12 protein-coding genes are annotated in these 13,540 nt (G+C 39.2%); 6 read left to right on the forward strand and 6 right to left on the reverse strand.

The window, feature by feature from the left end:
- The first annotated feature begins 22 nt into the window (after positions 1-22).
- Positions 23-1,543, forward strand: coding sequence for a pectin acetylesterase-family hydrolase (locus tag EHO65_RS06575; RefSeq protein ID WP_135773333.1), 1,521 nt, complete (start codon positions 23-25; stop codon positions 1,541-1,543).
- Positions 1,544-1,547: 4 nt separating this feature from the next.
- Here EHO65_RS06575 and EHO65_RS06580 read toward each other — a convergent pair whose 3' ends face one another.
- Entirely contained in the window at positions 1,548-2,105 is a 558-nt protein-coding gene (locus EHO65_RS06580) for an O-acetyl-ADP-ribose deacetylase (RefSeq protein ID WP_135773334.1), read from the reverse strand.
- A 386-nt stretch (positions 2,106-2,491) separates the two neighbouring features.
- Between EHO65_RS06580 and tmpT the strand changes: the two genes are divergently transcribed.
- Positions 2,492-3,121 carry a thiopurine S-methyltransferase gene (tmpT, locus tag EHO65_RS06585; RefSeq protein ID WP_135773335.1) on the forward strand — a complete coding sequence of 210 codons (630 nt, stop codon included), beginning with the start codon at positions 2,492-2,494 and terminating at the stop codon, positions 3,119-3,121.
- A 55-nt stretch (positions 3,122-3,176) separates the two neighbouring features.
- On the opposite strand, the gene EHO65_RS06590 is transcribed toward tmpT, so the two are convergent.
- Both EHO65_RS06590 and EHO65_RS06595 read right to left on the reverse strand, forming a co-directional pair.
- Positions 3,177-3,572 (reverse strand): DUF4345 domain-containing protein, encoded by a 396-nt coding sequence (locus EHO65_RS06590; RefSeq protein ID WP_135773336.1) that lies wholly within the window; start codon positions 3,570-3,572, stop codon positions 3,177-3,179.
- A gap of 41 nt (positions 3,573-3,613) precedes the next feature.
- The gene (locus tag EHO65_RS06595; protein ID WP_135773337.1) at positions 3,614-5,113 is read right to left on the reverse strand and encodes a hypothetical protein; all 1,500 of its coding nucleotides are present in this window, start codon (positions 5,111-5,113) and stop codon (positions 3,614-3,616) included.
- Positions 5,114-5,443: 330 nt separating this feature from the next.
- On the opposite strand from EHO65_RS06595, the gene EHO65_RS06600 reads away from it, so the two are divergent.
- Positions 5,444-7,156: a methyl-accepting chemotaxis protein gene (locus tag EHO65_RS06600; RefSeq protein WP_135773338.1), complete on the forward strand. Its 1,713-nt coding sequence runs from the start codon at positions 5,444-5,446 to the stop codon at positions 7,154-7,156.
- Here the strand turns inward: EHO65_RS06600 and EHO65_RS06605 are convergent.
- Positions 7,153-7,887: a hypothetical protein gene (locus EHO65_RS06605; protein ID WP_135773339.1), complete on the reverse strand. Its 735-nt coding sequence runs from the start codon at positions 7,885-7,887 to the stop codon at positions 7,153-7,155. The genes EHO65_RS06600 and EHO65_RS06605 overlap by 4 nt on opposite strands.
- A 66-nt stretch (positions 7,888-7,953) precedes the next feature.
- The gene (locus EHO65_RS06610; RefSeq protein WP_135773340.1) at positions 7,954-8,988 is read right to left on the reverse strand and encodes a zinc-binding dehydrogenase; all 1,035 of its coding nucleotides are present in this window, start codon (positions 8,986-8,988) and stop codon (positions 7,954-7,956) included.
- A 262-nt stretch (positions 8,989-9,250) separates the two neighbouring features.
- On the opposite strand from EHO65_RS06610, the gene EHO65_RS06615 reads away from it, so the two are divergent.
- The 3 genes from EHO65_RS06615 (at position 9,251) to EHO65_RS06625 (ending at position 11,072) form a co-directional block, all read left to right on the forward strand.
- On the forward strand, positions 9,251-9,829 hold the full coding sequence (locus EHO65_RS06615; protein WP_135773341.1) for a PaaI family thioesterase: 579 nt from the start codon (positions 9,251-9,253) through the stop codon (positions 9,827-9,829).
- 76 nt (positions 9,830-9,905) lie between these two features.
- A complete protein-coding gene (locus tag EHO65_RS06620) occupies positions 9,906-10,337 on the forward strand; it encodes an MAPEG family protein (RefSeq protein ID WP_135773342.1) in 432 nt (143 codons plus the stop codon).
- Between the two features lie 117 nt (positions 10,338-10,454).
- Entirely contained in the window at positions 10,455-11,072 is a 618-nt protein-coding gene (locus tag EHO65_RS06625; RefSeq protein ID WP_135773343.1) for a glutathione S-transferase family protein, read from the forward strand.
- On the opposite strand, the gene EHO65_RS06630 is transcribed toward EHO65_RS06625, so the two are convergent.
- Positions 11,073-13,499, reverse strand: coding sequence for a SpoIIE family protein phosphatase (locus tag EHO65_RS06630; protein WP_135773344.1), 2,427 nt, complete (start codon positions 13,497-13,499; stop codon positions 11,073-11,075).
- Positions 13,500-13,540 lie beyond the last annotated feature (41 nt).

Below are 13,540 nucleotides of genomic sequence, written 5' to 3' on the forward strand. Positions count from 1 at the left end.
TTCAGGGCGGTATCAGGCTTTTATGAAACTACGACTGATAACGATCCTCCTATTATTCTCTCAAATATACTGTACCAAAGAAAAAGATAATACACCGGAACTTCTTACGACTGCATTGATCGTAGATCTGGTCACGAGCCCATTTACAAGGATCACCCCCGAACCTGGAACATTCACCACTCAGGTGGATCATGAAGCCACACCTTACACTTATACCGCGACTTTTGATCCGAAATGTAGTGGAACCGAAGGAAATGTGAACTTCTATTTTTTCAGAAAAACTGTAACTGCAAATAATAAAAAACTTCTGATCAACTTTATGGGAGGAGGAGCCTGTTGGGACAATGCGAACTGTTTTGGAAGTAATACTGTCACTTATTTCAATCAGTTAAATATTGTACCTGATTTTGCTTTAGATCTTTTATTCAAAGGTGTAATAGATCAATCTATGGCTGCGAATCCATTCAGAGATTATGATATAATATTTGTCCCTTATTGCACCGGAGATCTTCATATAGGAAGTAAGGACAAAACTTATACGAGTGGGACCATTAAACATCATGGCTATGATAATGTGATCTCTGTCCTGAAATTTGTACAAAATACCTATCCTCAATTAGACCGAGTTTTCGTGACCGGCCAAAGTGCAGGAGGTTATGGAGCTATATTAAATTATCCGATTATCCGAGAAACAATAACTACAATCGATTCAGGCGCCCAGGTAAGAATGTTATCTGATGCTTCTAATGCAGTAGTTCCTACAGCAGCTTATCCCTTAACTAATCCGGCATTTTTCCCATTACTCGAAAGTTCTTGGGGAGTAGAAACAAATGGGATCGGGAGTGGGACCGGTTTCTCTAATTCTAATCTTCCTATTTGGGTGAACGGGATCGCGGCAAATTATACGACCGGTGGTTCGCCTTCTATTAATGATTTCTTCAAAAAAGTAGCTACTGAATATTCTGGAGATATCCTCGGACAATACACAGCTTTGTTCGACGGGAACCAAAGATTTTTTTATCATACGATGGGACAAATCAACAAGATCAATAATTCGGCGCTGAGTTATTCGACCGCTACTACTCCTGATCCGTACCAAGCAGGAAGATCTTATTCTATCATTTACGGGGATAGTGACGGAAGTTCCGTGCCTGATGGAAACTCTTCCAGCTCCAATGATTATACTAGTTGCGATTGGGCCAAACAAGCAGTTTCTAAAATGAAGGATGCGGCTACTAAATCCAATTACAGATATTATATAGCTCCCGGAGATGTTCATACAATCACCACTTATAATGATATGTATTCCTTAAAAAGTGGAGGAGTTAATTTCGCCACATGGCTCAATACTTTAGCAAATGGCGCAAGCCCGCCTGCAAACGTTCAATGTAATGATTCTTCCGGATCTTGTGTGAGTAAAAATCTATTCAATAGCACGATCAATATAAATTTAGGCAAAGCAACATCAGACGAATCTTATACATTAGATCCAAAACAGGATATATATACCACATGCGGAGAAGCAGCCGGAATTGGTCTGTAAAATATCAGAAGGAGGAAATTCCTTCCTTAAAACTTATTCCGGATTGATTTAAAATTTCCTCATATAGATCTTTTGTTTCCTGGTCGAAACAAACAAAGATCAACTTTCTAGGAAATTGGCCCTTATGCTCCAAAATAGTTCTGATAGCAATCGGAGCAGCCAATTCTTTCGGATACGCATAAATTCCTGTGCTGATACTAGGGACTGCGATCGACTCAAACCCACGATCCGAGGACAGTTGCAGAATATTTTTATAACACGTTTCTAAAAGGGAAGCCTCCTGATAATCGCCACCTTTCCAGACTGGACCTACTGCATGGATCACATATTTGGCAGAAAGTTGTCCTCCTGAAGTAAGAACACATTGTCCCGTAGGAAGACCATTCGGATATTTTTTGATCTTTAATATCCTACATTCTTCCATGATTTTTGGTCCGCCCACCCTATGAATGGCACCGTCCACCCCGCCTCCTCCCGATAAGGAAGAATTGGCAGCATTTACCACTGCATCCGTTTGAATGGAGGTGATATCGCCTTTCCAAACAAAAATTTCCATCGCCATTTAAAGAGACTAAAAACAGACCCCTTGCAAGTAGAATTTATATTTTATTTTTATAATTCGTTTAATAATACATAAAGCGTAGTAGCTGTTTGGCGGAAAATTAAGGTCTATACGAGGTTTGGAAGAAGTTTAGAATAAAATAATGGTTATTTTATAAAAGAATGGGGACGTGTGGGCGGCTTGGCGAAGCTTCGGTGACACAGATGCATTCTCGAGCATGGGCGCAAGTTCGCATATGCAAGCCGACTTTTCGTCACGCTTGACGGCTATAGTAGTTCTTTCACTTACCCTGCCTAGTCTAAATTGTTGCCAAATGTTCTAAAACAAATACCTTGGGTTGGAACTCCTACAAATATATATAGAGTCCGAACTAGAGGGAATTACAAATGGAAAGAGACTTTTGGTTAAGTAGATGGAAAGAAAATAATATTCCTTTCCACGAAAGTGAGGCAAACCCGCTTCTTCTTAAATATTTCAAAGAACTTTCTATACCGAAAGATAGCCGCATTTTTATCCCTTTATGTGGAAAAACTTTAGATATAGCCTGGTTTCTTTCTAAAGGGTATAGAGTCGCCGGTGCAGAACTCGCCGAAATGGCGATCCAGCAGTTGTTTCAAGAATTAGGCGTAGAACCTAAAATTTCCGAAGAAGGTAAACTCACTCTATACAGTGCAAACGGTATAGATATCTTCGTAGGAGATATATTCGATTTATCTAAAGAGGTCTTAGGCCCAGTGGATGCTGTCTACGATAGAGCAGCTTTCGTGGCTCTTCCGCAAGAAACCCGTATTCGTTATTCTTCACATTTAACTCAAATTACAAATGACGCTCCTCAACTTCTGATCACATTTGAGTATGACCAAACTAAAATGGCAGGTCCTCCTTTTTCTATTTCAACGGAAGAAGTTAATTTACATTATAAAAGCACTTTTACTTTAAAGAATCTTGCAAGTCAGGAAATGGTAGGTGGACTGAAAGGACATTCTGCAAAAGAGAATGTTTGGAAATTATCTTAAGGAAAGAAGATAAAAGCCCGCATATTAATACAAGCGAGCATCTTAAAAATTATTCTTATTGGATTTCTTTTCGTCTAGATTGAGCGATTGCAAGAATGATAGGAAGTAATATCTCAGGAGTTAAATAACCGATCCAAACTGCGGGAGGTTCAGGCAATCCGACAATAGAGATAGATAGTATTCTTCCAAGCGCAGCTATGAATATTCCTAAAGCAATTAGATAGACTATAGTTCTTTGCACACGAATCGTATAAGCTGCCCAAAAACAAATCAATCCCATCGATAAATAGATCCCGGCCATGAATCTATGTATATTATCCAACCTGGGGCTAACTGTAGGTTCCCCCAAATACATCTGTAAACTTCCGCCAAAAATTGCGATGGCTGCTGCTAAAAACAAACAGACTTGGACTATACGAGTGCTAATTGATACGGATTGATTTGTTTGCATAATTCTCACAATCGGATCGAAAAATCTCGATCCGTAAAGTGTTAAATTCCCTTTAATAATAGATCGATTGTTTTGGAAAGAACCGCTCTAATATCATCCTTAGCATCTTCGTCCGGAAGAACCTTATGGTTCCAGATCTTTAATCCGAATCTGATAAAGAAATTATCCAAAAACTCCGTTTCTATATGGGTCTTCATCGTTGTTTTAGAAGAATCTCTGTCCCATCTTAATACTATGCTGGTCCCTTTTCCATTATTCGCTTTTACTAAAGTTTCAGTGAATTCATAAATAATAGACTGAAGATTTCCCGGAATGAATATATTGATCGCCCAGGAAGGTGCAAAGTATCCGAAAGCTCCGCTAACATCGAATTCTTCTATCTTGGTTAATTTTAAATTCAGGATACCGGAAGTTGCAGTATTGGAAAATCTACCGAGCAATTGAACATCATTGTTTTCCAGCATCAAACCGTAAAGGTTCGCTTCTAAACTTGCTTTCACTACAAAAGGAAATTCGGAAAGAGAGCTAAGTGTAAAAGATTCCTGAGGATAAAAATTTCCCTTTGTATCATAAGGAACAACTTTGCCGTTCAGTGTGAAAAACTTGAAACGGATCTCTCTTGTTTTGGATTCTATTGCAAATTCCGCCAAGGATCTTCCGGAAACATTAGCAATTCTTAACTTAATAAAACCTAAATATTTAATATCATCCAAATAATCACCTAAATCCGGATAATCTCTCATCAAGGTTTGTTCAATATTCCCTTCGAATGTAAAAGCTGTAACCCCAGGAAGTTTTCCATCTTGTTGGACCTTCAACAAAGAATCCAAACCGAAATAATAACCCATGAACTTTGCAAGAGCCGGGAAAGATTCAGTAAAATCGTTGATCGCCTTTCTTGCTTCCGGGTCCTTAATCTTTTTGAAAGAAGTAGTATCAGGTGCGTTGATAGATTTTAGATTATTCGCATCTAAAAAATGTAATCCTGAATCCATCGCACTCAATCCATGTTTATGAGTGAATGGCCCAAGATGAGTTAGAACATCCAAATTTCCCGAGTAGGAATTCCCACCATAAGTAGGATTCGGATTATGTTTTAATGCGAACTCAGCGGTAAAATCACCGAAACTAGGAATGGAAACATCTTTCATACGGATCGTTTCAAGACTTACCTTGTATCCATCGTTCGCAAATCTTCCGCGATAGGTAACAAAATGTTGCCCGTTTTCATCCTTATTCATGTATTCAGAATTAAACAAATTTTTTAATTCGAATCTCTCCAAGGAACGATCCAGGTATTTATGAAACCCTTCTGCTCTTCCATCGTACTTGTTCTTGATGATTGCTGTTTTCAAAAATTGGAAGAACTGTCTGGAGATATTTCTTCCATCTGGACCGATTGAATCCGGGATTTGTTTTAAAGAAAACGCTGCGGATAAGGACAGTGCGGACCCGCTGATCGCAAATGCGAGGACCAATACACGGAGTAGCAGTTTCCCGGATTTTTTTTCTCTTTCTATTCTTTGTTTCAGAAGGCTCATTACCGCCTCTCCCTATTTATAACGTTCGTATTATATAAAGCCAGGAGGCTTGATCTCCGACATTAGTCGCTAATCAGTACCTGTCAAGTCTATAGCAATCGCTACAATGATCTAAGTTAAGGTAAATCAGATAACTAATAGCTGTTTCAACCCGGTAAATTCTATTTTCGTATACTGAAATCGTTTTTGTTTAGATAGGAAGAAGGATTATCCCATAGGAAATAAATTCTTCCGGATGAAAATCGATCTTCTCATTTAGTTGGTGGAAGCGTTCTAATTTGCTCGATTTATATTGCGTTCTATGTTATACTCCCCGCCCGGAGTGTTTTCATGAAATGGTATTTGCGACTAAGCTTAAAATCTAAACTTGCGATCTTGTTCTCTTCTGTATTAATTCCTTTTTTAATTATATTGGCCCTTTCTCTCATCAATTCAGCTTCTAGGATCAATGATATAGAAACGATCAGGAACGACAGATTAATTCCTTTAAAACAATTAAAAACAATCTCAGATCATTACGCAATTTCCATCGTAGACTGTGTTCACAAAACCAGAAGTGGAGCGTTCACTTACGAAGAAGGGATCGAAAACCTAGACAAGGCGATGAAAGATATCAAGTCGGAATGGAATAGTTACCTGCAAACACATTTGGTAGAAGAAGAAACCGTACTGATCGAGAAACTAAAACCACTTTTTGCAGACGCAGACAAGAGTGTGGAAGAAGCAAGAGCTCTTATGGTCGCAAAAGATAAAGAAGGTTTGGGAAATTTTGCGGATCATAGGATGTATTCTATGATTGATCCAGTTGCGGGGAATATAGAAAAGCTGATCTCAGTTCAGCTTCTTATCTCCGAAAGGATTTACCAAAGAGCGGAAACAGAATATGCATTTAGTCTTGCAGTCTTTCTTTCACTTTCTGCACTTACACTTGTATACATTTTGTATGCTTCTATCAAATTTTCTATCCGACTTGTAAAAGGGTTGAATCAAGTTAGGAATTCCATCCGAGATGCGGATTTTACTAACCCTATTGAAGTAGAGGAAGACATTTTAAATTTAGACGAACTTTACCTTCTATCCTTAGTATTCCGGAATTTTCAGGCAAAAGTAAAGGAGATGCTTTCTTCTATCTTAACTTTTTCAGAATCTATTTTGGTGGCTGCGGAGCAACTTTCCAAATCCAGCGAATATCTTTCTGAAAATGCACAAAGTGAATCAGCTTCCGTAGAACAAATTTCCGCATCCGTCGAAGAGATCAGCGCAGGTATGGAACAAGTAACTACGAATGCAGAAGGTCAGTACAAACTCATTCTTTCCTTCTCCGGAGAAATGAAAGAGCTGGATAGTTTGATTACTAAGGTAGGAGATTCGGTTTCCGATTCCTTGGGAAAAATTTCGGATATGTATACTAAAACGGAAGCAGGTAAAAAAACGATGGGGAGTCTCTCCGAGAGTATGATAAAAATTGAATCTAGCTCCGGTGAAATGAGATCCATCACTGCAATCATTCAGGAAATTTCCGAAAAAGTAAATCTTCTCGCATTAAACGCAGCGATAGAAGCGGCAAGAGCAGGAGAACACGGTAAAGGATTTGCTGTAGTCGCACAAGAGATAACCAGGCTCGCAGAACAAACGGACCAAAGCACTAAAACGATCGAAAGTTTAATCCGCACAAGCAATCAGGAAATAGAATCGGGCAAAAACTTTGTGGATAGTTGTGTGAAAGTTTATGCGGAAATTCTGGAAGGTCTTTCTTTTATAAAACTTTCTTCAGATAATATAGTTTCTACTATGAAAGTACAACAAGAGAAGAAGGCGACAATTATCACTGCAGTCAACGACGTAGATTCTAAATCGGAGGAGATCAGGACTTCCGTTAAAGAACAAAAAGTGGCGATTTCTGAAACTGCAAATGCGGTTTCCAATATTTCTGTCACCGTTCAGAATAGCGCTGCGAACTCGGAGGAGATCGCAGGAAGTGCGACCGGTCTATTAAATATTGCTAAAAGTTTAAGAGATACTATGAGCTTTCTAAAAGCTTAGGAATTCTCAGAACCCTCAGTGGTCTTCTTCTCGGTGCGAATCAAATAATAAGTCGGGTATTGCAGGAAAATATCCGAGGTAAGCATAAAGAAGAAGATCACAATCAGTAAAATCTGCCCGAATACCGAAACCATCATCTCTTCCGAATTAGAAATAAGAGATACTAAAAGATCCGGAACGAACATGATCACGAAAGGTGTCCAAGCGGCGACTATATAATCCGAACGTTTAATGGAGTTCGGTAATTCTTTCAATCCTTGGATCAAACTTAATTTTGCAAAAAGTACGGGTAGGATCAAATGCAGAACAAGTCCCAATACAAATGCGAATATCAGATAGAATCGAACAAATTCAGCAGGGAGTGGAGTGTTTGGTTCAGTACTCTGCTTCTTTAGAAACTCTTGTAACTGTGTTCCTAAAAAAGGTTCTATCAATCTAGCTACGATCAAAAAGAAAAGGATTAAGAATAAAGCTAAGGTAAGTAAGAATACAAAGTATTTGGAAAATTCTACAGGCTTTTCCGGATCCATTCCAGATCGGATCACGAATCCGTTTACCACATAAGTTCCGAGTAATCCTAAAATGATCAGAACTCCACCCAACGCAACTGCGCCTCCTGCTTGCATCGCAGGAATTGCACTAAATACTAATAAAAATAAAACGGATCGGACAAGTACTATGAACCGTATTTGTCCTCTGGAAAGTACATATTGTAAGTATTCTTTAAACATCAGCTATCTATCTGTTAGGATTTAAGAAGCGGATACGATAGCAAGCAAAGTTCGTTTTTAGAATAATTAAGGAGAGATTACGAATCTGATCGGATTTCCTTTTCTGTCTTCCAGATCTTCTAAACTTTGGTTAATGTCCTCTAATTTTCTCACGTCCGTAATCGATCTACTAAGATTCAATTTTCCTTGCACATAAAGATCTATCAATTCAGGGATAGCACGTCTATCTGAACCGTAAGAACCTGCAACAGTGATCTGCTTTTCTATAATGGAGAATGGGATGGAAAACTTTAAAGGCTCTCTTCCGATACCTACAAGCACCATTCTTCCTCCAGGATTCATTGCACGAAGTGACTCTTCTATATTTGTCATTCTTCCGGAAAAGTCTGCGAGAAGATCCACTCCTCCTTTGCAAATTTCCTTTAAAGTTTTACCCGGATTTTTTATATCTCTTAGATTTACTACTTCGTCTGCACCATAAGCTGTAGCATTTTCGAGTGCTCCCCTATCCACATCCAAAGCGATTACTTTACCTTTAGTCAAGGCTCTTGCGATCACTACTCCATGAATTCCAAGTCCACCACATCCGAAGATGGCGACATTATCCCCGTCTTGAATTTTTCCTCTGAACTTGATCGCATTATAAGGAGTAGAAACTGCGTCCGCTAAAATTGCACCCTGTTCGAAAGGAACCGAATCCGGTAAAGGGTATAGATAACGCTCTTCAACTATATTATATTCTGCGAAACTACCTTCTCTATCAAAACCGAATACTCCGATCTCTTTGCAAAGATTTTCTCTTCCAGCAAGACAATGAGCACATATGCCACAGCTTGTTCCTGCAGCAATCACCACTCTGTCTCCTTTTTTGATACGAGTGACTTTTTCTCCGACTTCTTCTACTACACCGGAAGCTTCATGTCCCGGGATCTGAGGATAATGTTTACACTTTAAGGTTCCATGTAATACTAAATGTAGATCGGAACCGCAAATGCCGCACGCTTTGATCCTTACCTTAGCTTGTTCCGGTCCGAGATGGGGGATCGGAACCTCTTTGATGATCAAATTTTTTTTTCCGGATTCTAATACTGCGGCTTTCATCAGTCACTCCTCAACGGAAATGAGATTATAAACTGCCAGGAATCGGTCAAGGGATTTGAAGAAGAATTTGAGCCTTCTTCCTATAAGAGCCTGCCCTAAAGGTCAGGCTCTTGAAGCCCGCAATTAAATGCTTATCAATAAATCAAATTTAGAAACGGACTATCAGTTCGGGAGCAAAACAAATACACTGTTCGTTACAGTCTTATCTCGAATTTCGTTCTTGTTAGGTATACTTGGAATTTTTCTATGGTACTAGAATCAGATGACTGCGGAAGACATTTATACACATATCAAAGCCAGCCAGAATGGACAAGACTGGCATCATAAGAATTGTTTCGGTTGTGGACCGGAAAATAAAAGAGGCTTACACGCAAGCTTTCCTTTTCATGAGCCTAGCGGAGAAGTCCGTTTCGCTTGGACAATCGAAAAGGATTTTGAAGGAGCACCAGGTTATGCTCACGGAGGAGCACTCGCGACTCTATTGGATGAGGCACAAGGTGTTTTATGTTTTCATTTAGGTCATTTCGTAATGACCGACCAATTGTATATGCGCTATTATAAGGCATGTCCTTTAGGAGAAGAGTTAGAAGTCCGTTGCTGGGTCACAATGGTAAGACGCAGAAGACTTTACACAAAAGGAACTGTACATTTGAAAAAGACAGGCGAACTTCTCCTTTCCTCTAAGGCTCGTTGGTATGATATGCCTGATCGAGTTTTCTCAAGAATGTTCCAAGGCACCGCATTTCCTGTGGATATCATTCTGAAAGTTCTGGAAGAGAACCAAAAACGAGGAAAAGAAATCAGGAAACGACTCAAAAAAGAGAAATTGAAATCCGAGTAAGTTTATTTTTTGCTCGCATTAATCCGATTCAAGTTCGATCCTATGCTCCGTCAATCTTTGCATATAGGAGTGTAGGATGGAATCTTCTTGGCAGGTCTTTGCGATCGTCTCAGTACTTCTGTTTTTAAAATTACTTTCCACTTCCATCGTTCAGGGTCTGGTCCGGATCAAAACCAAAACATTTCGTTGGAAAGAAGACGCAGAATTTTTTACCAATTCATTTCCGGCCACAGACGATCATACGATAGTCGCCACTGCTAATGGAGTATTCAGGAACGATTTGGAGAATATTCCAATTTTCTTATTCTTGCTGATCGGATATATTCAGACTTATAGCTGGCACGAGGGGACTATAATCTATTCCGGGATATTTATAGTTTCCAGAATACTTCATGCGATTTTTTATTTTCTTCATAAACAACCCTGGAGAAATATCGCATACGATCTTGGAATTTTGAGTATGCTACTACTGTCCGGACATATCATACATTCCGTATTTTTAGCCTGATCACAAGATTCTTTCGTAAAAATAAAAGGATTTGTTCCAAAAGAATCCTGCCAAAAGTCTAAAAACTAAAGTCCAAACCATATCCGGACCTTTCCGGCCGAATCAAAGGAGATTCATTTGATCGAATTATATACCGCAGGGACGCCTAACGGAAAAAAAGCTTCTATTATGTTAGAAGAATTAGGGATCCCTTATACAGTACATCCAATCGACTTCAGCAAATTAGAACAAAAAGAAGAATGGTATCTAAAAATCAATCCGAACGGCAGGATCCCTGCCATTGTAGACAAAGACAATGGGGATTTTCCGGTTTTTGAATCGGGAGCCATTCTGATCTATCTCGCAGAAAAATACGGAAAATTTTTACCTAAGGATCCAAAAGAAAGATCTACTGCAATCCAATGGCTCATGTTCCAAATGGGTGGAGTCGGCCCTATGCAAGGACAGGCAAATCACTTCGTTAAGTTTGCTCCCGAAAGAATTCCTTACGCAATGAACCGTTATATAGATGAAACAAAACGCCTATATTCCGTTTTGGAAAGACGCCTTAAAGAATCAGAATACCTTGCAGGAAGTGAATTGAGTATTGCGGATATCGCCACCTGGCCTTGGGTAAAAGCAAGATCATATATTGATCTTTCACTCGACGATTATCCAAAACTCAAAGCATGGGAAGAAAAATTAGGAGCAAGACCGGCTTTTATCAAAGGAAGTGAAGTCCCTAAAAAGTCTTAATCATAAAGGAGCCGCGTCTTTCATCAGAAATGCGGCTCTTTCTTCATTCCCTCCTTTTTTGTAAGCCTTGGCTAAAGCTAGTTTTCCGGAATGATCGAAAGGTTTTCGAAGTCTGTATCTTTCTCCAAATTCTATCGCTTTTGAAATAGAGCCGTCCTTTCTAAAAAATATGCAGGCAAGTAATAATGCGTCCGTGTCTTCTGGGGAATTTTCTAAATATTCGGAGACTGCATCCGAAGCCCTAGAATAATCTTTTCTTTTATACGCTTGGATGGCATTTCTTCGCAAAGAAGAATCCGAATCTATCGATTCTGAATCGTAAGATACGGACAAAAGACTAAAATCATCCGTCAATTCCCCGAAGGAAATTACTGAATCATAAATTTTTTTCAGACTCCCTTCTCCTTCTCGGACTCGTTTTAGAAATTCGTTCTCATCCTCGTTTATGATCCGAGAACCGTCCGAGTTTTTGCCAATAAGCAAATCATCTCTTCCATCGGAGCCGAAAAATATACTGTCTCCGTTTCTCATTCGAAATACGCCGACTGCAAATTCCGATTCCACATTCTCATATCCTACTTTGAAAATTTGTGTAGGAGGATCTATAAATTCTGCAACCCCATCTCTGTATAAAACAGGCTTAGGGTGTTCAGCAACCACATAGTAAAATACGCCGGTATCTTCTTCTATTAGCCCCATGGATAAAGAAACAGCCATCGTTCCGTCGAAAGATACAAACACCGATTGTAATTCCAGAAAACATCCTTGTAACCATTTTTCAGGAGTTGTATCGGAACTTACCGAATGGACATTTGTCCTAGAGACGACAGACTTGAATACGGTTCCAAGTACGATAGCTCCTCCTGCGCCCTGCATTGATTTACCCATGGCGTCTCCGTTTAGTACTGCGATATATTTTTTATTACGAAGTACTATGTCATAAGAAGCACAGATATCTCCTCCCAATTCACCAGTCCTTTGACGAAATAGGAAAGACTTCTTCTGTTTTTCCATAATCTCTACTTTCACGGAACTTTCTAGATGTCGGTTACCTCCTAAAGGTTTAAGAAGTATAGATGTAAGATAATAATCCCCGTCCTGCTGCTCTTTCAAATCTCTGACAGTATCTAAAGTATTCGAAAGTTCTTCGGTCCTAAGCTGCACCTTCCCTTCCAAATTCCGATTTAAATCCAAAACCTCTGCTTGGAGCCTAACCATTCTATTCGCGAGCACGAATGCCAGAGAAACTATATATAAGAAAAATGTAAAATTAGTGACACTTGGGATATTTAAGATCCCTTGGGAAGCAAACATATCCAGTATTGTACCAAAAACGACTGCGACGAATCCTGCTCCCATATAAACCGCGTCTCGATTTCCTTTTACAATATTGGAAATCTGGATCCAAACTCCCACAAAAACCAAAACGGGAAATATGAAAGGTTGTACGATTTTTTTGTTTGCAAAAGTCCAGATTTCTCCATTGGAAAAAAACCAAAGTAAAGGGATCCAAAAGACAAGCAAAAGAGAGGCGCCTATTCCAACTTTTTCCAGGATTTTACCGAACCTGGACTCTGAACGAGGGAAATACGTTAAGTGAAACAGATAATAAAATACGAATGCCGCGTACATAAAGGAGTATTCGGCTCTTTTTAATATCGAAAGAGGGACGCCTAACTCATATTTGAGTTGGTTCCGGTTAAACAGATAAACTACCAATAATAGTACAAAAACGGAAAAGTAAAGATGTGAGATCCCTTGGGACTTTCTCAAATATAGAAATAGAAAATAAACTGCTACTGTAGCATAAGCAGCAAGGAATAATAGATCCAACATCGACCTTAGATAATATTCCTTTCTGATAATAGAACTAGGACCAATAGAAGTGTGGTCTTTTACAATTCCCAATTCTCCCGAAAAATATCGAGAGATCCTCACAAGAAGAATGTTATCCCCTTTTACTATTTTCCCGGAAGGAATTTCATAAATCCTGACCTTATCGTATGCTTGGGGAGAAAGTTTTTTAGGATCTCCAGTATTTCCGATCAGCACCCCATTCCAATAAACAAGATCCGAATCGGAAATTGCGCCTAACCTAAGAGAATAAGAAAGAGTCGGGACCTTGGGAAATTGGATAACTCTGCCGATCCAAACTTCCTTCTTCCCAACAAAATCAGGAGAAATATTCGAAGGAACGGATATCCTTTTCCATTTAGATTCGGATTGTTTCCACGGAATATCCGTTTTAGAAACTTCCGGGTTTTCTTGGAGAGAAGTCGCAAACCAGATTTTTTCCGTTTCCTTTGCGTCCAAAGAAGTTTGGAAGAAATCGGAGTCGTTTATTCCCTCGTAAGATCCACAACTCCAAAATATACCTAAAAAAAATGCGGTTAGGATTACATAAGACCTAACGTGAAAGAGGTGCATTCATTAATAGACGTTTGGATTTTGAATTCTACTCCCAAAGA

Origin of the sequence: Leptospira andrefontaineae (genome assembly GCF_004770105.1) — a bacterium.
GTDB lineage: Bacteria > Spirochaetota > Leptospiria > Leptospirales > Leptospiraceae > Leptospira_B > Leptospira_B andrefontaineae.

Bases quoted from the DNA above. Each gene is read 5' to 3' on its own strand.
- EHO65_RS06595 (WP_135773337.1), bottom strand. From the start codon at position 5,113: ATGAGCCTTCTGAAACAAAGAATAGAAAGAGAAAAAAAATCCGGGAAA.
- EHO65_RS06630 (WP_135773344.1), bottom strand. From the start codon at position 13,499: ATGCACCTCTTTCACGTTAGGTCTTATGTAATCCTAACCGCATTTTTT.
- EHO65_RS06605 (WP_135773339.1), bottom strand. From the start codon at position 7,887: ATGTTTAAAGAATACTTACAATATGTACTTTCCAGAGGACAAATACGG.
- EHO65_RS06590 (WP_135773336.1), bottom strand. From the start codon at position 3,572: ATGCAAACAAATCAATCCGTATCAATTAGCACTCGTATAGTCCAAGTC.
- EHO65_RS06615 (WP_135773341.1), top strand. From the start codon at position 9,251: ATGACTGCGGAAGACATTTATACACATATCAAAGCCAGCCAGAATGGA.
- EHO65_RS06620 (WP_135773342.1), top strand. From the start codon at position 9,906: ATGGAATCTTCTTGGCAGGTCTTTGCGATCGTCTCAGTACTTCTGTTT.
- tmpT (WP_135773335.1), top strand. From the start codon at position 2,492: ATGGAAAGAGACTTTTGGTTAAGTAGATGGAAAGAAAATAATATTCCT.
- EHO65_RS06580 (WP_135773334.1), bottom strand. From the start codon at position 2,105: ATGGCGATGGAAATTTTTGTTTGGAAAGGCGATATCACCTCCATTCAA.
- EHO65_RS06610 (WP_135773340.1), bottom strand. From the start codon at position 8,988: ATGAAAGCCGCAGTATTAGAATCCGGAAAAAAAAATTTGATCATCAAA.
- EHO65_RS06600 (WP_135773338.1), top strand. From the start codon at position 5,444: ATGAAATGGTATTTGCGACTAAGCTTAAAATCTAAACTTGCGATCTTG.
- EHO65_RS06575 (WP_135773333.1), top strand. From the start codon at position 23: ATGAAACTACGACTGATAACGATCCTCCTATTATTCTCTCAAATATAC.